This is a genomic window from Vibrio sp. 10N.239.312.D08 (genome assembly GCF_041466145.1).
Classification (GTDB): domain Bacteria; phylum Pseudomonadota; class Gammaproteobacteria; order Enterobacterales; family Vibrionaceae; genus Vibrio; species Vibrio crassostreae_C.
In genome coordinates this window covers 1-21519 of sequence record NZ_JBFSSD010000068.1, presented here as the reverse complement: position 1 = coordinate 21519, position 21519 = coordinate 1, and the positions used below count along the sequence as shown (strand labels likewise).

Here is a 21519-nt window from a genome sequence, read left to right as displayed (position 1 = left end):
GGCTTAAACGGATAGAACCGTCTTCATCGATTGAGTACGCTAGGTCACCAGACACAGGCGCATCATCAACCGCAGTCACACTTACATCGATGTTTGCTGACACCGTATCGGTGCCGTCAGAGACATCGAAGCCGAAGTTTACGTCACCATTGAAGTTTTCATTTGGCGCAAAGGTGTACGTACCGTTGCCATTGTCAGTAAGGATACCGTCGCCACCATCGTAGGTCACACCTTCAACCGTTAGGTTGTCACCTTCAATGTCTGTCGCACCAGAAAGGAGGTCAGCGTCGGTGAATACAAGAGTTCCGTCTTCCTCGATTTCAAACGTTTTATCTTCAGGAACAGGCGCGTCATTAATCGGGCGTACCGTTAAATCAATTGCGCTGCTAATCGTTTCTTGGCCGTCACTGATGTCGAAAGTAAGGTCAAGTTCACCATTAAAATCAGCTGAAGGAACAACGGTGAAAGTACCATCACCATTGTCTTGAACTGTTGCATCATCACCAACTTGAACGTTAGAAGCAACAAGCTCGTCCCCATCTACATCACTTGCGTATTCGAGTAATTGTTCTTGAGTGAATGTTATGGAGCCATCTTCATCCATGATGTAAGCCAGATCTTGTTCAGCTTCTGGCGCATCATTTTCACTTTCCACTTTGATTTTAAACGTTTCGCTTACCGTTTCAGAATCAAAGTCATCCTCTACTTCGCTAATGGTCTCTTCGTCAGAAGCTTGAACATCAACTGCAAACGTCTCTTCTACTGTTTGTGAATCTAGCTCATCACCAACTTGTTGGTCACCCGACTCTGAAGATGTCGCACTCGGCGCTGCTGAAGTACGCGCAGCTTGGCCTTGTTCTTCATTACCTTCAGCGTCTACACCACCTGTCGCAGCCTCTGCGATATCACCACCTACAGCTTGTGCGCCCGCTCCAGCACCGCCACCACTGCCAGCAGCGTTATCCGAGCCAGCTTCAGAAGCGGCTCCACCAACTACATTGGATTGTGCAGCGTCTGAATCTCCATCACTTTCTGGCGTCTCTTCTTGCACAGCCGCACCAGAAGCAGAGGCATCTTCAGCATTACCTGCACCACTCGGATTTTCGTCTAAAGCCTGGTTAACTTCGTCTGCCGCATCCGCATTTTCAGCACCCGTCGCTATTGTCGACGCAATCGTGTTTTGTTGATTTTGTTGATTCTGTTGTTGGGAGGGCGTACCCGCGTCGTTCGTGTCCGTTTGTTCTACCGCGTCATTTAGATCTTCATTTTGGTTGTTTTGGTTATTTTCGCCTGCCATTACAGCCTCCGTTGCTACTAGCTAACTGATCGTATTTATAGAGGCATTAAAGGACATCATTTTGAAAAACCAATTTTTTTATACAACATTTTTCATAATTTCTTTTTAAAGAGAAAGAATCAAAAAAAATTTGAAAACTGCCTTTAAAGATCCTTAGTTATTGTGATTAAAGCAATTAAGGCAGTGGAGCGATGATAGACATGACGAATTTGTTGCGCTCGGTCGACAACAACCACAAAGGGCTGCAATTGCTATTAGGCGACTTTTACAATGACTTTTCTGACGCAGCCCTAAATATAGAAGCGCTTCATAACGGTAATCATTTTGATGAACTCAATAGTTACTCAAAACGATTGAAGACCATCTTAACGTTGCTTTGCGACCAAGACCTTCCACCAAAAATGGCCAAATTGGAACACTTGAGTAGACACGAGTTTCCTGCGCCGGAAGATCTAATAGAGGATGTAAAAACTGAATTGCACAACGTCAATCGACAAATCAACCACTTGTTGGATATTAAGGAAGTAATAGATGGCAAGTAACCGAGGTCAGTCATGAGCAATAACCAAATAGAACATCACCTCAGAAAAGCACTCGTTTCCAATAACGAGGCTTCTAAGGTCACAGCTGATGACACTATTGTGCTTGCTAGTGCCATGACCAGCGTTCACAAAACGTTGCTCATTATATTCTTGCTCGCTTTGGTCGCTATTGCGGTGGCGTCACAAGCACGTATCGATATTGTTGTTTCTGTACGTGGCGAACTGCTATTGGAATCGGATGTTGAGAAAGTTCAGCATTTAGAAGGCGGGATATTAGAAGAATTGTTAGTCAGAAAAGGGGAAGTCGTTTATGAGGGCCAACCTATCGCTCGAATACGCTCACTTGACCGTAACACTCAACTTGATACCGTCAATACTGAAATTATTCAGATAGAGCTCGATAAGATTCGTTATGAAAGCTTACGCGACATGACAGAGCCTAACTTCGACGCTTTCATTGAGAAATACCCTGAGCAAGTTCAGGTCAACATGAATACCTGGAGACAAGAATTCTCTAAAAACCGTTCAAATGAAGAACTCATTACACACGATATTAAGCACAAGAACTCGTTGATCAGTTCAATGTTAAAGCGTCGCAAAAGTTCAGAGAATCAACTCTCTCTGATACGTAAGCAGCTCAACATCAAAAACACCCTCTATAAAGAAGAGATGGCGTCTTATGTCGACGTTCTTAACATGAAAGTACAAGAGTCGAATATGGTGCGTGAGATTGAGAACCTTGACGAATCTGTGATGAATGAGCGTTTCCAACTCGACAAACTGGAAAAGCAACACCGTGACTTGGTTGAGAATCGAAACTCTGAGTACCAAGCACAAATCATTCAAGCGAACAAAGACCTCAAGCTAAAGCGAATCTTACAACCGCAGCATTCCGACAAGGTTGATCGCCTAATCGTCTACTCTCCGGTGGATGGTGTGGTCGACAAACTGCATTTCAATTTCCGTTCTGCTGTGATTCCGCCAGGAGAAAGTATCGCCGATATTGCACCGATCAATAACTCCCTTCACGGTGAAGCGAAGATCCCACGTAAAGACATGGGATTTGTCGAAATTGGTCAGGCAGTGAAAGTAAAAATGGATACCTATAACTTTGCAAAATACGGGTTTGTTGAGGGAACCATCGCCTCAATCAGCCGTTCATCATACGAAGAAGAAGACGCTGAATTCTATTTAGCTGAGATTGAAATTGACCGAAACTTTCTTGAACGAGGAGGCACTCAATACAAGTTATCACCTTACATGGAGTTTACCGCTGATGTGAAAACAGGCTCGCGTCGCGTGATCGAATACGCTGCGAAACCGGTGATGTCAGCCATCGAGGATGCTTTCGATGAGAGATAATCAATGAGCGGTAAACCTTCGTACAATATTTCCATACCCGCCCTACGTCTAAGCATACTATTTAGCGTGGTATTGGCTGCGCTCGCTTTCTATTTATACTTTTCTTGGTCAAAAATAGATTCAGTCGCACAAGTGCAAAGCGCCCCACTGCTCATACAAGCCCAGAAGCTTAATCAGACCATAGAACAAGATATTCAAACTCTGCAACAGTGTTTAAGTACCAACACTTGCGGCACTAACGAATTCAACCTAGTTAACTTGAAGCGTGAAATTGATGAATTTCGCTCTTTAGCCTCTTTGAACAAAACCGAGTTCAGCTTGGTTGGAGCAACTGAATACACACAACTGGAATTGGCGATTAATCGTTTCTCCGATAGCGCAAAAACACGTAACGACGTATTAGGCTTGTACCTTTCATTGACCAATAACTATCTGCAGATGGACGACAACTATCGCACCATGTTTAACAACCATGCGAATGACTTAATGTCTGAGAAAAACGAGTTCTTTATCTGGTTGTTTATGGTGGTCGTGATATTGGCTGTGATTACGATTCTATCCAACTCAGTTGCTATGTTGAAACTGAAGAAATCCAGCTCGAACGAGCGCGAAATCGACTATGAATTTGATGCCCTGTATCAAGAGCTTAAGCAGCTCGATTTACAACGTCTTGAAGAGCTTCTTAATGAAGTGAGCATCAACCCCAAACAGCGTCAGATTTACTCTCATCTCAAACTTATCTTCAGTAAATTAGAAGACCAAAAGCGCAATAACGATCTCTACAAACAGTTGTATGCGCTGATCGGCTATGAGATTCGCGGAATTACAAACACCATCAACGGTGGCGTCCAGTATCTGGTTCAAGAAACCGATGAAAACGGCGTGTTGATGGCGAACGATATTACCTCTGCATGTAGTACTTTATCTGAGTTAGCAGAAAACTATAATCGATTGATTTCACAGGGTACTGAAAGCAAATCGAAAGAATTTTCACTACTCAACGTCTTGTCGGAATTGATGATTCATATCAGTGCCAAAATTCAGCGAAATGAAGGCGAACTTGACTGTTTTATCTCAGACAACTTGCCGAATCGTGTTGCAGGCCAATCCACCAGCTTATTCTGGATACTGTTCCTTCAACTTTCTAACGCTATTCAACTCAAATCAAATAAGAAGCTGTTTGTGACGATTGAATCGGGTGCGGCTTCTGACATGGAAAACACCCGTGTCACCATCAACCTCAATTTCTTATCAACGCTGGATGTCTCTGTTGCCAAGCTCAATAAACTCCATTGGAGCGCACACAAAGATCATACTGCGAACACAGATGACTTAGCGAAAAGCGTTCTGAAGGATTACGGATATTACGAGAGTCACTGGTTCCAATCAGGGGCTCAGGAACGTTTCCAGATTGAACTGGATCTTAAGGCTAAGAACTTCCACACAGAGAAAACTCGCTTTGATGGCAAGCGTTTACTCTTGTGTGCAAATACTCAAGTTCGTATCGATGTGATGAAGAAAATGCTCAGTAACTTGGGGCTAGAGATCACCGAAATTCGTACTGCAAATGAGCTTTTCTCAGTGGCGAAGAGCTTTGGTGATTACGATGCGATTATGCTCACCGATACCTTTGAGCCCAACAAGTTACCGTCACTGAGTAAAACGGTGAAATCTCAACTTAAGAACTACCCAAATACCAAGTTGTTGTTATCGGTAACCAACACTCAGCAAGCACAAGAGTGTCATAGCTTCGTCGACAAAATCATCAACGCTCCTGCTATCCCTTACGAGTTCATTCCAAACCTACTCACCATTATGGAAGCGGAAGCCTCGGAAGAACAGATGGAGAATAGCTCATTCCTTATCGTAGAAGATGACCGAGTTCAGCAGATTTTACTTAAACGAATCCTTACCAAGCAAGAATATGAACCAGACATGGTTGGCGATGGCGCTGACGCAGTGAAACACTTCATGAATAAACGTTCAGACATCATTTTCATGGACTGCATCATGCCGGGTATGGGCGGCATTGAAGCCACAAAACGTATTCGCCAGTTTGAACAAGAAAACGAGAAGAACCCTTGTACCATCATAGGTGCAACCGCATTGACCAGCAGTATCGAACACCAGGCTTGTATCGAAGCCGGAATGGATTACGTGATCAGCAAACCTTATAAAAGTGACCAAATAATCAAGGTGATCAACAAGTATGTGGCGGTACAAAAACTTAACTAGCAGCATTATGGCTGCGCTTGCTTTAAGCACGACACCTTCGGCATCGGCGACTACCCTGCTTGAGGCGGTAGAACTCGGCCTGAAAAACAACCTATCCCTTCGCGCCAGTGATAAAGGTGTGGAAGAGAACGAATACAACATTGGGATCAGCCGATCTAAGTTTCTGCCTTCACTCAATGGTGCTGCCGATACCACATGGAACGAGAATGAAACCTTGCTATCGAGCGTTCCCGATAAAACCTCTAGTTATAACTCAAACAGTTACAGCCTTTCTCTTTCGCAATCCATATTCAATCTTAGTGACATTTTCAAATATGGGACAGCAAAACTCGACTTCAATATCGAAGAGATTAAACACGAGAACAAAATCCAAAGCACCATTTCGGAAATCGGTTCTCAATACTTTGAGTATTTGAAAAACAACGCCCAAATCAAAGCGACCAAGGTTGAGCTTAAATCGTCCGAAACGCGCGAACATCAAATGCGACGTAATGTAGAGCTTGGTAACACCGCAGCCAGTGAGCTTTACGAAGTGATCGCTCAGAAAGAAGGCGTGTCGAACCGATTGAGAACCTTGCAAAAAGATCGACGTGTCATTATCAACGGGCTCTCTATTCAAATTCAATACCCTATTACTCCGTCGCAAGACATATACGAAAGCGTGCCTTTAAAAGAGATAAACGAAACAGAGCAACGCTCGATCATGGATCAGGCGTTAAAGCTCAATAACGATTTATTGGTAGCAAAGAAAACCGTAGAGAGAAGCCGCAGAAGCTTAAAAGAGAGCGGTACGAATTTCTTACCGACCGTGTCGCTTTCAGCCAGCTATCGACACGATGATGCCAATAATTTCGACAGATTAGATCCAACAGCGACAGGCGAAAGTAACTCAACCAGTGTTGGCTTAAACCTCGCCGTGCCTATCTTGTCCGGTGGTTCTGATTACTATGGTTATCAGAAATCATCAACGGCCATCGAGCGTACTGAACTGCTTTACCAAGATGCGCTTTACACCACACGTAACAGCGTGAATACCTCCGTGCTCAACATTAACGATTTCTCGCAATCTATAAGCAGTTACGAAAACATCATTCGCGCCAACTACGCGTCTTATAAAGGGATCCAAAAGGCCTACCAATTAGGCACGCGTACCATCACCGACTTGCTGGCGGCGGAAAGTAAACTGTTCAGCGCGTTAAGAGACTACGAAAGCGCACGATACGACTACATCATCGAGACCATCAAGCTTGAGCAAATTAAGGGAATACTCTCAATTCAATCTATCGAAAGCGTGATGCAATTAATGAGTGATATTGAAGGTCGCGACAATCAAGATTTGGTGCCAAAACATCTTCTCTCAACGGATTCATTGAGGAAAGGAGGCCGTAATGCAAACTGAGCAATTTTCGCAAAAGATCAACATGGCAGATAAGTGTTATCTGACTTTCTCAACGATAATATCGACCCTGTTTGGTTTGGTACTGCCCTTCTCTATTCTGATCATTTTTGACCGAGTGTTACCCAACCAAGCACAAGATACGCTGTTCTTATTGTTCGCGATTATTTTGATTTCCATCTTCCTCGACTACCACTTAAAAAGTCAGGAAGAGAAGATATCTTCCGTCATCATGAGGCAGTTTGAAACCAACCTAACCAACAAGGTATTCCAATCCATCTGTTTGGCAGAAATCTCTAAATTCCGTCGTTTGGAGCCAGGCGAATACCTAGAACGAATCTCAACGATTCCTGAACTTAAGACCTTCTTTGGTGGAGAATCGGTTCGAGCGCTTATCAACCTTGCTGTTAGCGTGATTACTATACTTATCATCGGTCTCATCAACATATGGGCTGGTATTACCCTTCTAATTGCCTCGGCCGTCTTAGCGATTTTCGCTTGGAGCCTTTCCAAACAGAAAATTGGTAGCTTGCAGAATAAGTCAGACATCGAAGGGTTAACTACCTCCAAAATCATTGAGATCATCTCTAGCCCGCTTGATATTAAAGCGCGAAACATGGAGTACCGCGTTGAAAGCCTGATGACACAAATGGTCGAAGAGCGTGAAGTGGAGAACATCAAATATGAGCAAATCGAGTCGAACTTTGGCTTGATTTTGGCGCTCATCCAACAGCTATCCATTGCTTGCGTTGTTGTGGTCTTGGCGACTGCCGTAATCAATATGGAATCGAGTCAAGGCATCATGGCCGCGATCATCATGCTAACCAACCGTTACTTTGCGCCATATCAACAGGTAATGAGAACCGCGAGCCGCTGGGAGTTAAACAAACTCCATATCCAACGTATCGCTGACCTCCTTGAATTGGCCGCCTCTGTTGAACACCAACATGAAACAACAGAAGTTGAACGTATTTCGGTTAAGTATTCTGAAAAGCAGCGTATCGAGTTCGAACTCGGACAAGCCTATTTGCTGACAGGGAAAAGTGGTTCAGGTAAGACCCACCTCGCTAACTGTATTACGCGTCAGAACAGTGATAGCAAACTCGATATCATGATTAACGACACGCCTTTGGATGACGTCAATTACAACGTTTGGCGTAACAGTGTTCTGATGGTTGATAAGACCAGTTCGTTCGTAGAAGGGACGATTATCGATAACCTGACCTGTTTCCGCCCAAGCTTGAATAACACGGCGTTTGCACTGTGTGAAACCATGAACATCAAAGCGCAAATTGATGGGCTTCCTGCCGGGTTTTATACAGAACTCAAAGGCCATATGCGTAACCCATTCTCTCGCCAAGTTGGCTACGCCTTATTATTAGTTCGTGCCCTGCTCGCCAGTAAGCGTGTATTGATATTCGATGACATCGATTGTGTCTTTGATGAGGAATTTGCGAGAGTCGTTCTCACCAGTACGGCTTATCGCGCCAATGACAAAATATTGATCATCGCCAGCAATAAAATGGACAAACTTAATCACCGCCTCAAACGCGTAAAACTTACCGGAGGTGACCAATGAGTATCCTAGTTGACTTCAATAATGTGCCGCAACGTGTCTTGGATTTTGAATCTAGTGGATACGACGAACGTTACAGTCAATCGCCACTTATTCGTGGTTTGGCCTACACCCTGATAGCACTCGAATGGGAAGGCACACCCGCAATACTCAGCGATGCTTTTATTCCAAAACCCAAAGATGGCGACAGCTTTACAGCAACCATAGAGCGCCTTGGATATCGCTGTGATGTTACTAAACTAAAGACACTCGAGAATATCGATAAGCACCCACACCCATGCTTTATTGAAATAGAGAATCTAAGTGCGATTTTCTTAGGCACCAAAGATGGAAAGTTGCTGCTGTTTGATTACACGAACAACAACACCATTGAATACCCAATGTGCAAAAAGCCCTGTTTGCTGATTGCGATTAGCGAATATTCTCGTCTGTTCCGCGAACCACCTCCGGAATCGCAAGACAGAAGTAATTGGATTAAATACGCTTTCTATCGTTATAACAATGAACTTAAAAGCCTGATCATTCTGAGCTTCGTCATCAGTATTCTCGGTGCATTGCAGCCATTCTTTATTATGAGTGTATATAACTTCGCACTGACTTCGAGCTCCGAAGCCACACTCTATTGGTTAACCTTATTCGCCATTATTGTCGGCTTCTCTGAATACTTTTTTAAGAAAATGCGGGTCAACATTATTGCGACCTCCGGTAAAGACCTCGCCGTGCACATCTCGCAAGCCGTTATATCTAAATTGCTTTGGCTACCTTATGCGATGACATCTACAGCTGGGGTCTCTTCTCAGTTAGCGCGTTTGAAAGATATCGATACCTTCCGACGCTTGGTGACCGCAGAATCAACGCTTAGCTATTTTGATATGCCGTTTGTGATTGTATTTATCATCGCCATTGCTCTGATGTCTGGTACAGCGGCATTGGTGGTGATGGGCGGCTTAATACTGATGTTAGTGTTCTGTATTTACTCGCGCTATATCTACTCGCAAGCCACATCCAAAAGTTCGCGTGCCAATGCGATGGTTTCGTATCAATGGAATGAAATTCTTCGTGGTATCAAGACTATCCAAGGCCTGCCTTTACTTCGTGTCGTTCAATCTCGATTCAGCGCATCGCATATGCAAAGCACCAGCGATGCAGAGAACGTTGCCGTGACTAACAGTAAGATTCAGGCCGCTGGTGGCAGTTTGATTCAAGTGATTGGTACAGCAAGTATCGTGACCGCGGTAATCGGCGTGATGGAAGGTACTTCTGATGCGGGTGCCATGCTCGCAACCGTTATTTTGGTTTGGAAAGCGTTAGGCCCAATCATGGGTATCTATAACTCAATTTCCAAGTTCCAATCGATCAAGGCTTCATCAGCACAGATAAACAACCTGATGTCGATGAATGACGACAAATTGACCTTAGAAAAAAGCCCACCTATTCGCCTGTTCCAAGGAAGCATTGTGGGCAGCGGAGTCAGTCACCGATATGCAGGAGCCGCAACGGGTTTAACTAACTTGGGGTTCAAAATCCCACCCAGTGCCAAAGTGGTCATTTGTGGCCCTACGGGCTGCGGTAAAACCACCTTAATTTCAATCATTGCTGGGTTAGAAGACCGCTATCAAGGCGCTGTATCTGTCGATGGTTACAACATTAAACAGTTCAATAGCTACCGTTATCGCACGTCGATTAACTACATCCCTTTCAATTTGCATATTTTTGAAGGCTCACTTGAGACCAACTTCATTTTACACAACGGACTGATTCCAACAGACAAGATGCAAGAGATGATCAGCTTCTTCGAATTAGATGAATGGCTTCCGGAAGGCTTGGCTACTCAGTTAAGCGTGGATAAATGCAAAAGTCTTCCGAATGGAATTCAACAAAAACTGCGTCTGGTACTTGGCCTAGGTAACTGTGAGCAATCTCTGATTATCATTGATGAACCGTTCAACGGTGCAGAGCAAGAAAACGCTCAATACTTTAATCGCCTGTTCTCCGATAAATTGTTGAATAAGACCGTGATTTTTTCGACTAACGACCCTGGTTTGATCGCAACATCAAACATGAGTTTAGTGTTAGAGCCGGATGGAAATTTGAAATATTTTGGCTTAACAGACAAATACTTAAACAGCTTAAGCTAAAACCTCAACGCTTAATCACAATTCGCTATTTAGGGAAATGGATATAATTGACAAATTCATAAGCGAGAGGGATGATTCGCCCCAATACCACAGGTAACAAGGAAGAATATGTACACATTCGTTGCAGACAAGCTTGATGTAGCTTACTTATCCGCAATTCCTGAAAACCACCAACTTCAGGAGTGCGATGTACCTGAAGAAGAGATGGAGCTTCGAGAGATCGTTGAGGTTTGGTATGAGTCTGCCTTCCTACCCGCTTTCAATCTTCAGAAAATAGACATTGAGAACAAAGCAGAGCTCACCATCGTACAAATGCACGTATTCAGCAATGATACGAGCACACTCGCCTTCCTACTAAAAAACAGAGTGTATCGCGCCGCACTTAACAGAATGCTCGGTATTTGGACATTAGAACCCTCTGCAAAAACCGTATTAGAGCAACTTCTTTTCGAATTAAGCCTCGATAACAATCGTCCTCATTAGTAAGCTTTTTAAGTGATTCATCAATAAGCATAAAATTAAACAAACTGCCAAACGCTATAAATTACTAATAAAAGAACGCATTTCAAAATAAGCTCTGGAATCACAAGAACTTATACCTCTCCCACACTTACGTAAAATTTACCGTTTCAAAGTTTCCATATCGGCATTTTTATTCTACTGTTTTTATATAACGACAGTTGGATGGATCCTTATATGGCGATTACGGTTTGGAATAACCTTTCAGTCAAACATAAACTCTTTGGCTTAGTTCTACTTCCCATTTCATTATTACTCTTCCTAGCAGGTAGACAGGCTTATATATTAACGACTCAGTTAACCGATTTTGAACGAACCAATCAGTTATCTGTCTATCTTCAAGATATTTCTATTTTGTATAGAAGTACCTTAGCCTCTAGCCCTGAAGAGTTTGCTACTCAAAGCAACCAAGTAAAGGCAGAACTTAAAAACCTGTCTCCCATCATTTTTTTAGACGCATCTGATGAAATGAATCAACTTGTTGCCGATTTCAGCGAAGCGACCTTATCGACGATGCAAGTGACTGACACTTACGATAAATTGGATGCCCTCGAATGGCAGAGCGATTTATACAAGCAACTGTTACTTGAAGTAGAGAAAGTCCCTTTTGAAAACACTAAACGTGAAATTCAACAGCACCTCACTGCCCTTCAACAACTTGAGTGGTTGATGTTTTGGTCGAACGAAGAGTTCAAGCTTGGTAGTTCACTGATTGAGATCTTCCAAATCAGCCAAGAGTACGACCCAGAACTCGCCGAACAGATCAAAACCTTGAGTGAAAGACAGCAATTGTTCTTAGAGCGCTTTGTTTCATTGAACGCCAACGAACATCAAGTTTCTTTGATGGTTGAAGTGTTTCGAAATGATGTGTTTGCTCAAAGCCAAGAGATAAGAAGCGCGCTACTCGACCTAAATACAATCAGCCAACTGACGCCACAAGAAGTGTCTGTCGGCTTAGAAGCGATGAGCGCACGGCTCAACTTATTACAAAGCCTTGGCGGCGTAATCAAGCAAGAGTTTCAACAAGAAGTTGAGCAAGCCATCTATGACGCGCAAATACAACGAACCCTGTTTATTTCAATCGTCGCTTTGCTGGCAGCGATTGTTATGGGTTTAACTCTTAGCTTGGCGAGACAAGTCACTAACAACCTTAATTTGGTGTTAGCTTTCTTAAAAAGCGAAAATGATGACACGCGCCCTTCTTTAGATAAATTAATCCAAGGTAAAGATGAACTCAGTCTGTTTGCTCAGCAAGTTGAACGATTGACCATCGAACGAGAGCTCGCGAAAGAGAGATTGACGGTAGCAAAAGAAGACGCAGAGAGAGCCAAAGAGGATGCCGAACACGCGAAAGACAACGCAATACAAGCCAGCAAAGCAAAAAGTAGCTTCTTGGCCAACATGTCTCATGAAATTCGCACCCCGCTCAATGGTGTTATTGGTATTTCGGAAATCCTCGCAGATACGCCGCTTACACCGACACAACGTGACTATGTTGATACGATCGAAACTTCATCCCAACTGCTACTTAGCTTAATCAACGATATCTTAGACTTCTCTAAAATTGAGTCTGGCATGCTATTAATCAGCCCGCATTCTGCATCGATTAGAGAGTCGATATACGACATCGCCTCTATTGTGGCACCCAAAGCGAAAGAACAAAAAATATCGGTTAACGTTGATATCAGCCCAGACACACCAGCTCGCGTGATGATCGACGATCACCGCTTAAGACAAATCCTAATGAACTTTATGTCGAATGCAGTGAAGTTTACGGCAGAAGGTGGCGTCACATTATCAATCCAAACGCTCGAACAATCTGACGATAATGTCACCATTCGATTTGCCGTTCGCGACACAGGTATTGGTATCGGCAAGCAACAACAGAAACAAATATTCGAGCCCTTTGCTCAAGAAGATGACTCAACTACACGTCAATTTGGCGGTACTGGTCTTGGCCTCGCCATCAGTACACAGTTGGTAGAGCTGATGGGTGGTCAAATTCAACTCGACTCCGTCAAAGGTGAAGGAAGCTGTTTCTACTTCGACTTGGTATTGCCTGTTGACTTGATGCTACCTAAACCAAGCACGGCAACCGCTGATATTTATGTGCTGGGTAACGAAAACATGCTCTCCGAGCGAATAGAGTCCGACCTTAACCTTTATGGCTTAAAGGTAACTCAGCGAACGAATAACACTTCCGCGATGACCGAACAACTCGCGACTCAGAAACACAATAAACCGATTACTGTCGTTTTCGCTGAAGATGATGCATTCCTAGCTAATACCCACGCAGATAACTTAGCTAAGCTCCACCAAAATGGCATCACTATCTGTTTGATACGTTCCTTCTTAAGTGAGCCAGCGGATCTTGGTGACAGCGTTACTGCACAAGTCGCACAGCCCCTACTCGGCTTGCGTTTAATTAAAGCTATTGAGCTTTGTGATACTCGAGGTTTGGCGGAACTATCAGAAGCAAGCCAGACATCAGTCGAGATCCAACACAAAATCCTCATCGTTGAAGACAACAAGATCAACCAAAAAATTGCTGGTCTTCATGTCGGTAAAAGTGGTTTTGAATTCGAGTTCGCTAATAATGGTCAAGAAGCTGTGGACATGTTCACCGCTAATCCTCATTACGCGGCGATACTCATGGACTGCATGATGCCGGTTATGGATGGCTTTGATGCAACAAGCAACATCCGAAGAATTGAAAAAGAAACGGAAGCGACGCGACGCATCCCTATCATTGCATTGACCGCCAGTGTCATCGATGACGATATTCAGAGGTGTTTCGACGTTGGTATGGATGACTATGTACCAAAACCATTCAAGTTCGAAATGCTTAAAGAGAAAGTACTCACCGCGGTAGAAGCTATGCCACTACCAGCTTCCTATAAAGCTCAACCTAAGAAACAACCTGCAACTGTCACTCCAATTATCAACGGGGCTGCGACCAAACGTACTTTGCCTGAAGAAGCGGAACAAAACGCAATTCCGAGCAAATCAGAGAGAATCTTGCTAGTCGAAGACAACCGCGTCAATCAAAAAGTAGCTTCTATCATGCTGAAGAAGGCCGGATATGCCTTTGAAATTGCAGACAACGGACAAATTGCCGTTGATATGTACCAGAACGACAGTAGCTTCGACATTATTTTGATGGATTGCATGATGCCTGTTATGGACGGTTTCACGGCAACTAAGGAGATTCGAGAACACGAGAAAAACCAAGGCTTAAGCAAAACTCCTATTATCGCGTTAACCGCCAGTGTTATCGATGATGATATTCAAAAGTGCTTTGATTCCGGAATGGATGGATACGTAGCGAAGCCCGTAAGAAAAGAAAAACTGTTCCACCAAATAGAAAGTGCGACTTGTTAGGAGAAACCAATGGATTGGATCAAAACAATTAAAACACTCTCGTGCAGAGCGCTGCTACCCGCAGTGATAGGGTTGTTAGGAAGCTTACTTCTTCTCAGCCCCGCTCATGCCGCTGAAGATTATGCCATATTTTCTTTAGACTCCGGATTTGAAGAGATATCAATAAACAAAGCGCGAAAGCTCTATAGAGGGAAAACTAAGCACCTCAATGGCAAACGTGTTGAACTGTCTGATTGGCCTGAGAACAGTGCCGAAAGAGAGGACTTTTATCAGCTTTTGCTTGGAAAAAATGCCGCTCAAATGAATGCACACTGGGCTGGTTTATCTTTTTCAGGAAAAGCGCGTTATCCAAGAGAAATCAAAACGGCGTCAACCGACAGCTTAGTCGACTGGCTTGATGACAAACCAAACCGTATTGGTTACTCCCCACTCTCTTCGGTTCCTCAAAATGCCAACGTTCTCTACGTTATAAGTTCGGAGAAATAATATGAAAAGAATAATTACGTCAGTGTTATGTGCTTCAATGGCCTCTCCGGCTTTTGCGAATATCGAACTTACCGATAATTTATCCTTGAGTGGCTTTGGCTCAACGTCTTGGGCAACATCGGATAACGATAATCCATTAATCATCAACCGCGGTTTTACTGATGAGAGCTGTTACGACTGTGATACCACATTTGGTGTTCAACTCGATTACTTCTACAACTCATTCAAAGCTTCCGTGCAAGTTGTTAAGCCACCCCAATATGATTGGAGTGAGCCGCAGCTAGAGTGGGCTTACTTAGGTTATGAATTTAATGACTTTGATGTCAGCATTGGTCGATTACGACTACCATTATTCCTTGCCTCTGAGTACTACTATGTGGGCCAAGCCTATATGACAGCAAGGCCACCGACAGAGGTGTATAACAGCGTTCTCGGAGTCACAGCTTTCAACGGTATAAAAGTGAGCTGGACTCATGATGTCAGTGACGAAGCTACTCTTTTACTTACTCCGTTTATCGGCATAAAAGATAAAAATGACGTAGATTTCAACTCGACTACAAAACTGGAATTTGAAACCAACCGAATGTTCGGTGCAAACCTTCAATTAAGTGGTGATAACTATCGTTGGAACTTATCTTTCCTTGATTCAAATTTCGATCAAACGACAAAAATTGAAAACGTTGGCACGCTTCCAACAGCAGACAACCAACACATCCAACTTTGGTCGCTAGGCGCTGAATATGAATTTGGCCAAGCGGTATTGGCGAGCGAAGGTCAAATCAGTGACGTTTCTTCATCCATGTACGCCAGCCTAGGTTACCATTTAGGAGTATTCACACCTTACGTAGTATACGGCGCGCAATTTAACGCCAATGAGCACTTAGAAGGGAGTAGCTACTTAGTTGGTGTAGATTACGACTTGATGTCAAATATATCTATCAATGGTGAAATGCAATTCTTCGAAGCTCGTAGGTCAAACGGTGCCTTTATTGACGCCCCTAAAACCGATAAAGATGCATTGCTCTACACCATCATGTTGAGTTTTGTTTTTTAGCTCGAATTCAAATCGATGGTCACTTGCAGCAATTAAGATCCAAAAAAGCCAGTCGAATATTCGACTGGCTTTCTCAATAACGGTTTATCAGCTTACCATTAACCCATCTAAAGATTATGAGCTTGGCGCTACTCGTTTATCTTTCAACTGATCAATAACATAGTCAGGAGCTACTTTACCTAGCTCACCTAAGCAATCATCGGTCTTTTCATTTCCGTAGCGCACATAGATATCGCATACCGCGTATAGCTGCTCTGGAGAACCAGAGATCAAATATGCTTTCTCGAACGATTTAGTCGACTTGTCGATATCCAACTCTTCTTGTAATACCCCATTTAGGTACCAGTAGTAGCTGTTATCTTTCGCTAGCTTCGCAGCCACTTCAATCTCTTTGGCTGCCGCAGTTTTGTCTTCAAGGCGAACCAGAGTCAACGATTTCGAATAATGCAGAGCGGCGTTGTTTGGCACGCTCTCCAAACCACGATCTAATACTTCGACTGCTTGCTTATCTTTGTTCTGAGCTCGAAAATTATCTGCGTAGCTCAACCAAACTTGCGCTTCTTTTGGATGCGTATTGATCAGCTCTAGATAAACCGTTTCCGCCTTATCCCAGTCATTGTGCCAACGAAGCACATCAGCAAACAGTAATTGGTACTTTTCAGATTCTTGCGTTTCCAAGAAGCTAATAAGCTCTATGACTGGTGGTTCAATTTGTGCTTTCTGCTCGTCATCCAATGCATTGAAGTCACGGACTAGGTTTGACGTTGCCGTATGGCGAACCATGGTATCGCTGTCTTTTAGCAAGGGTGAAACTAACGCCCAGCGATGTTCAAGTTGGTAAGGTTCAGAACCGATAACCGCCGCTTCACGAACTTCAGGGTTTTGATCTTTTAAGCCTCTTGCCACCGCCACCAGCGCATTTTGGCTTGGATATGAAGCAAGCTCTTGCAGTGCACCAGTACGATTTTCAACAGATTGATTCTGATCTTGTGCCATGTAAGACAACTGTTGAATGCGGGTTTGAGTGTCCGTCATTTCAAGCACTTGATTGATATTTTGTGCTGGCGCGTCAACCGTTTGTTGAACGCTATTCGCAGCCATCGCAGACGTTGAAATTAATGCGGACGTTGAAATCAATAAAGCAACAGCCGTCGCTAAACTCTTCTTCATCATAGTATTACCTTAAACTGGAGAACTTAGCCTGTCCTTAGACTCGTATCTGATTAAATTTTTCTTGGACCTGTTGATCCAAAGAACGAGTTAAAACTTGGTCTCGAACGTAGCTTGTTGCGCCTGTTTTGCTCGATGCGCCATCAATACTGAGTCGCTGAATTTACCATGAGCAACCGGATGCCCCATCGCGCGAGCGATGTACGCCATCGACTTATCGACGTGAGAAAAGAACTTATGCCAACCAGCACATAAGTAGTTCAAACCCGGTTCACCTACACGAGTTTTGATAAAGCGGTTCTTAGGGCACTCACCATGACAAGCGAACTTGTAATCACACTGCTGACATTGACTGGTCAGTGTACGGGATTTAGCAAAACCAAACTTTTGCTGTGGTGCGCTGTACGCCAAATCATCAAGTTTCTCGTGATGAATATTGCCAATCTTGTATTCAGGGTAAACATAATGGTCGCATGAAAATACGTCGCCATTTGGCTCCATTGCCAAGCCCTTTCCGCATATCTCATTCAAGGTACACAGTGGGTTCGGACGCCCAATCCATGTTTCTACGTTCGCTTCAAAATACTGAACAAACACCTTGCCGATGTCGTTCTTGGCCCACTCGTCAAACACAGAAATCAAGAAGTTACCCCAAGCCAAGTCCGACACACACCACGATTCCATGATTGAATCTTTATGGCCGGGGATCAGGCGTTTGTCGCCTTGCTTAAGCTGCTCGCTTACTTGGGATGTTTGTGGTGCAACCGTTCGGAACGTTTTCTGTTCAACGATAGGAATAAACTGCATTTGCGGTGACTTCACAACATCACGTAGGAAGCGATAGACCTCAAGTGCATTTTGACTGGTGAGGTTATTCACACAGGTAAGCGTTGCGAACTTCACTTGGTGTTTGTGCAGCAGCTCCACAGCCGCCATCACTTGTTTGAATGTGCCACGGCCAGCTCTGTTAACACGATAGGCATTGTGCAGCATTTCGGGACCATCAATACTCAAACCGATCAGGAAGTTGTTCTTCACAAGAAACTCCGCCCAATCATCATTCAGCAAGGTGCCATTGGTTTGTAAGTCGTTTGAAATCAATACACCTTCAGGTTGGTACTTCTTCTGTAGTTCAACCACACGTTCAAAATAGGCCAAACCAAGCATTGTCGGTTCACCGCCCTGCCATGAGAAGATAATTTCTGGCGTGTTTTGACCTTCGATGTATTGTCGGATGTAGGTTTCTAACGTCTCATCATCCATTCTTGGAGAACTGCCTTTCTTGTACTCCAACAAATCTTGCTTACTTAGGTAGTAACAATATTTACAGTCAATGTTGCATGCTGCGCCAATCGGCTTAGCCATGACATGCAAGCGCTTAGACGCTTTACCGTTATATTGTGGACCTTGAGTAATATGCATGATTTACCTACCTATTTTAGTATTCTGGACCCATCATAATTCCTATTCGAACAGGTGACATGTTATACCCTTTATAACCAATAGGAATGACCTTAAACGTTAGAATTAGACCCTATTTCGAACATCTGAGGCACGTGATGAAATTTCTTAATTACAAACAGTTAGCAACAATTAGCAGCGTCACCATGACTATCCTTCTGAGTGGCTGTGCAAGCGTGCCTACACACCCCATCGCCCAACAAATTGACCAAGAGATGGTGTTGGTTGAAGGCGGCACATTCACCATGGGGTCGAACGGTCCAGAAGCGACCAAAGCAGAGCGTCCTGCACGTAATGTAACTGTAGATAGTTTCTATATTGCGAAGTTCGAGGTGACTCAAGAATTGTTCGAATCGGTGATGGGTTCATCTCTCAGTTATTTCCAAAACCCACAAGTTCCGGTCAATAACCTTAGTTGGCAGCAAGCAAACTATTTTGTTGAGCAGTTGAATGAATTAACGGGTGAAGAATACCGTCTGCCTACTGAAGCTGAATGGGAATTTGCAGCCAAAGGTGGCAATAAAAGTAAAGGCTATACTTACAGTGGTTCCAATAACTTAGATGATGTTGCGTGGTACTCAGCAAATTCTAAAAATAGCGCACATCCAGTCGGGCTAAAGAAACCAAATGAACTAGGCTTATATGACATGACAGGAAACGTGGGCGAGTTTGTTATCGATGCCTTCGATGACACCTTCTACCGATTCGGTCCAACAGACAACCCTAACAACGCAAAACACAGCGACGTCGGTTTATCACACAAATCGGTTCGCGGTGGCAGCTTTGCTTATGACGAAAATGAATCTGAAAGTTACCGTCGTGACTTCGCAAGCCAATCGATCACTATGTCAGATATGGGGCTTCGTTTAGTTAAGGATGTGAACTAGCTAACGAAGCGAACTAACTAAAGATGCCGAAGGTTATGGTTCACTAATCGTCACCAACAATACTAAAAATACGATTCGCAATGCACACACGTTACAAATCTGGCCAAACGTTGGAAACCTGACCAAACATTAGAACTCAGCGGCAACAGTGAATAAGGAAACTCTATGCAATACACCAAGCTTTCAGGACTAACCCTCGCGTTACTCTGCGCTCTCCCAGCTTCAGCTGCGGAAAAGCCAAATCTAGTCCTTCAAATCACGGTAGATGGCCTGCGCGCAGATCTAATCGAACGATATAAGCACAACTTCGGTGAAGGCGGTTTCCGGTACTTAATGGATGATGGTACCTACTACACCAACGCAAACTACCAACATGGCAACACGGAAACGATCGTGGGCCATGTGTCGCTTGCAACAGGTGCTCCACCGAGCGTACACGGCATGGTAGGTAACGTTTGGTATGACCGTAGCGAAGAACGTTTGGTGTATAACGTAGAAGACGGTAACTACCAAATGCTGACCTCTGGTGCAGGTGTCGATAAAGCAACAGAGATCGACCCAACGCAGAAGACAGCACAAGGCGATGGCCGCTCTCCAGAGCCAATACTCTCCACCACGTTTGGTGACGAACTGACGATTTCCAATAGTGGCAAATCAAAAGTATTCGGTTTATCAGTGAAAGACCGCGGCGCAATCTCATTGGCAGGACACAGTGGTAAAGCCTTCTGGTTCTCCAAAGCACAATCGGAGTTTGTCACCAGTAACTATTACTATGACGAGTATCCAGATTGGGTATCACGCTGGAACGAGAAAGCGATTGCTGCTCAGTATTCCAAACAGAAATGGGAGCTCTCATTACCGCGTGATAAGTACACGTTGCAAGAACACGATACCGAACACAAAGTGAAACTCGGTGACTTCCAACGCACCTTCCCTCATCCTTATGGCCCGGCAAGTTACAAGTACTACAGCACAACGCTAACCGTCAGCCCTGCTGGTGACGAAATCACGGAAAACTTCGCTAGCACCTTGTTGATGCAAGAGAAGCTTGGCCAAGGCGACGTGACCGATTATCTGTCAGTGAGTTTCTCATCAAATGACTACGTGGTGCACCTTTACGGCCCTGAAAGCCTAGAAACAGAAGACAACCTTATCCGACTTGATAAGACTCTCGCTAAGCTTTTCAAAACCGTGGATAACCAAGTCGGGCTAGAAAACACATTGATTGTGCTGTCTGCCGACCACGGTGTACCTGAATCTTCACCTGCGGCAAATGCGCTTGGTTTCAATCAAGCTCAATACTTCAATAAAGACACACTACTCTCGAGTGGTGTTGAGAAACGATTGAAGGATGAATTTGGTTTAACCAAAGACGCGATTCGCTTGTACGCACAACCTTACATCTATCTGAATCATGATCTGATCGCTGAGAAGAAGCTTGATCTGGCTAAGGTCCAAGAAGCTATTGCGGATGAAATTGCAAAAGTGAAAGGTGTTGCGTTTGCTGTATCAAGTAGTGACATTGCGGCTAACCGAGTACCGGATACGCATGTGATGCAGCTAATTAAAAACAACTACCACCCTGCTCGTTCTGGCGACGTGTACGTAGTATTTGCACCGCGCAGCTACATTAACGACATGGAAGGCCTCCAAATTGCCTCTACACATGGTTCTCCGTGGAAATACGACACTCATGTGCCTGTGATCTTTGCAGGCTACGACGTTGAAGCTAAGAAGGTATCGCGACCAGTGACGCCATATGACATTGCGCCAACGCTTTCGAACAAACTGGGTATCACCCAACCAAGCGGGTCAATCGGAGAAGTGCTGCAAGAGATCACTGAGTAGACTCAATCTCTAAGGTTTCGTGAGCTAGATTTCGAATCCAGCACCCACTCAATAAAAGAGCCGTTTATCTGTTTCTGACTCACTAGGTCGAAACAAATAAGGTTCATCGCGCATTAGCGGGAACTAAAAACAAAAACGGTAGTAAGTGATATGGTTTAGTCGCCAAA

15 protein-coding genes are annotated in these 21519 nt (G+C 44.0%); 12 read left to right on the top strand and 3 right to left on the bottom strand.

What is annotated here, in order from left to right; all coding sequences use genetic code 11:
• On the bottom strand, positions 1 to 1297 hold a 1297-nt coding region (locus AB6D58_RS22650; protein WP_372158602.1), incomplete at its 3' end, for a cadherin-like domain-containing protein.
• Positions 1298 to 1488: 191 nt separating this feature from the next.
• Here AB6D58_RS22650 and AB6D58_RS22645 point away from each other — a divergent pair.
• The 10 genes from AB6D58_RS22645 to AB6D58_RS22600 all read left to right on the top strand — a co-directional run bounded on the left by AB6D58_RS22645 (position 1489) and on the right by AB6D58_RS22600 (position 15986).
• Positions 1489 to 1839, top strand: coding sequence for a hypothetical protein (locus tag AB6D58_RS22645; protein WP_017060458.1), 351 nt, complete (start codon positions 1489 to 1491; stop codon positions 1837 to 1839).
• Positions 1840 to 1851: 12 nt separating this feature from the next.
• Entirely contained in the window at positions 1852 to 3201 is a 1350-nt protein-coding gene (locus AB6D58_RS22640) for an HlyD family type I secretion periplasmic adaptor subunit (protein ID WP_372158599.1), read from the top strand.
• Between the two features lie 3 nt (positions 3202 to 3204).
• A complete protein-coding gene (locus AB6D58_RS22635) occupies positions 3205 to 5436 on the top strand; it encodes a response regulator (protein ID WP_372158596.1) in 2232 nt (743 codons plus the stop codon).
• Positions 5411 to 6835, top strand: coding sequence for a TolC family protein (locus tag AB6D58_RS22630; RefSeq protein ID WP_372158593.1), 1425 nt, complete (start codon positions 5411 to 5413; stop codon positions 6833 to 6835). Before AB6D58_RS22635 ends, AB6D58_RS22630 begins: the two co-directional genes overlap by 26 nt.
• Positions 6825 to 8411, top strand: a complete 1587-nt coding sequence (locus AB6D58_RS22625; protein ID WP_052879653.1) for an ABC transporter transmembrane domain-containing protein — start codon at positions 6825 to 6827, stop codon at positions 8409 to 8411. Before AB6D58_RS22630 ends, AB6D58_RS22625 begins: the two co-directional genes overlap by 11 nt.
• Positions 8408 to 10546 carry an ATP-binding cassette domain-containing protein gene (locus AB6D58_RS22620; RefSeq protein ID WP_102393126.1) on the top strand — a complete coding sequence of 713 codons (2139 nt, stop codon included), beginning with the start codon at positions 8408 to 8410 and terminating at the stop codon, positions 10544 to 10546. The genes AB6D58_RS22625 and AB6D58_RS22620 overlap by 4 nt, the downstream gene beginning before the upstream one ends.
• A 108-nt stretch (positions 10547 to 10654) precedes the next feature.
• Complete coding sequence (locus tag AB6D58_RS22615) at positions 10655 to 11029, top strand: hypothetical protein (RefSeq protein ID WP_017060464.1); 375 nt, start codon at positions 10655 to 10657, stop codon at positions 11027 to 11029.
• Between the two features lie 213 nt (positions 11030 to 11242).
• Positions 11243 to 14446, top strand: coding sequence for a response regulator (locus AB6D58_RS22610; RefSeq protein ID WP_372158590.1), 3204 nt, complete (start codon positions 11243 to 11245; stop codon positions 14444 to 14446).
• 9 nt (positions 14447 to 14455) lie between these two features.
• Entirely contained in the window at positions 14456 to 14932 is a 477-nt protein-coding gene (locus AB6D58_RS22605) for a hypothetical protein (protein ID WP_017069467.1), read from the top strand.
• A gap of 1 nt (position 14933) precedes the next feature.
• Positions 14934 to 15986: a sulfate ABC transporter permease gene (locus AB6D58_RS22600; RefSeq protein ID WP_102428975.1), complete on the top strand. Its 1053-nt coding sequence runs from the start codon at positions 14934 to 14936 to the stop codon at positions 15984 to 15986.
• A gap of 114 nt (positions 15987 to 16100) precedes the next feature.
• On the opposite strand, the gene AB6D58_RS22595 is transcribed toward AB6D58_RS22600, so the two are convergent.
• Positions 16101 to 17159: a HEAT repeat domain-containing protein gene (locus AB6D58_RS22595; RefSeq protein WP_017060468.1), complete on the bottom strand. Its 1059-nt coding sequence runs from the start codon at positions 17157 to 17159 to the stop codon at positions 16101 to 16103.
• Between the two features lie 87 nt (positions 17160 to 17246).
• Positions 17247 to 18578 carry an anaerobic sulfatase maturase gene (locus tag AB6D58_RS22590; protein WP_372158587.1) on the bottom strand — a complete coding sequence of 444 codons (1332 nt, stop codon included), beginning with the start codon at positions 18576 to 18578 and terminating at the stop codon, positions 17247 to 17249.
• Positions 18579 to 18715: 137 nt separating this feature from the next.
• Here AB6D58_RS22590 and AB6D58_RS22585 point away from each other — a divergent pair, with 137 nt between their 5' ends.
• On the top strand, positions 18716 to 19504 hold the full coding sequence (locus AB6D58_RS22585) for an SUMF1/EgtB/PvdO family nonheme iron enzyme (RefSeq protein WP_017060470.1): 789 nt from the start codon (positions 18716 to 18718) through the stop codon (positions 19502 to 19504).
• Between the two features lie 165 nt (positions 19505 to 19669).
• On the top strand, positions 19670 to 21352 hold the full coding sequence (locus AB6D58_RS22580) for an alkaline phosphatase family protein (RefSeq protein WP_372158584.1): 1683 nt from the start codon (positions 19670 to 19672) through the stop codon (positions 21350 to 21352).
• Positions 21353 to 21519 lie beyond the last annotated feature (167 nt).

Coding starts and splice junctions, on each gene's coding strand:
- AB6D58_RS22615 (WP_017060464.1), top strand. CDS start 10,655: ATGTACACATTCGTTGCAGACAAGCTTGATGTAGCTTACTTATCCGCA.
- AB6D58_RS22610 (WP_372158590.1), top strand. CDS start 11,243: ATGGCGATTACGGTTTGGAATAACCTTTCAGTCAAACATAAACTCTTT.
- AB6D58_RS22645 (WP_017060458.1), top strand. CDS start 1,489: ATGATAGACATGACGAATTTGTTGCGCTCGGTCGACAACAACCACAAA.
- AB6D58_RS22580 (WP_372158584.1), top strand. CDS start 19,670: ATGCAATACACCAAGCTTTCAGGACTAACCCTCGCGTTACTCTGCGCT.
- AB6D58_RS22635 (WP_372158596.1), top strand. CDS start 3,205: ATGAGCGGTAAACCTTCGTACAATATTTCCATACCCGCCCTACGTCTA.
- AB6D58_RS22630 (WP_372158593.1), top strand. CDS start 5,411: ATGTGGCGGTACAAAAACTTAACTAGCAGCATTATGGCTGCGCTTGCT.
- AB6D58_RS22590 (WP_372158587.1), bottom strand. CDS start 18,578: ATGCATATTACTCAAGGTCCACAATATAACGGTAAAGCGTCTAAGCGC.
- AB6D58_RS22600 (WP_102428975.1), top strand. CDS start 14,934: ATGAAAAGAATAATTACGTCAGTGTTATGTGCTTCAATGGCCTCTCCG.
- AB6D58_RS22640 (WP_372158599.1), top strand. CDS start 1,852: ATGAGCAATAACCAAATAGAACATCACCTCAGAAAAGCACTCGTTTCC.
- AB6D58_RS22625 (WP_052879653.1), top strand. CDS start 6,825: ATGCAAACTGAGCAATTTTCGCAAAAGATCAACATGGCAGATAAGTGT.
- AB6D58_RS22595 (WP_017060468.1), bottom strand. CDS start 17,159: ATGATGAAGAAGAGTTTAGCGACGGCTGTTGCTTTATTGATTTCAACG.
- AB6D58_RS22620 (WP_102393126.1), top strand. CDS start 8,408: ATGAGTATCCTAGTTGACTTCAATAATGTGCCGCAACGTGTCTTGGAT.
- AB6D58_RS22585 (WP_017060470.1), top strand. CDS start 18,716: ATGAAATTTCTTAATTACAAACAGTTAGCAACAATTAGCAGCGTCACC.
- AB6D58_RS22605 (WP_017069467.1), top strand. CDS start 14,456: ATGGATTGGATCAAAACAATTAAAACACTCTCGTGCAGAGCGCTGCTA.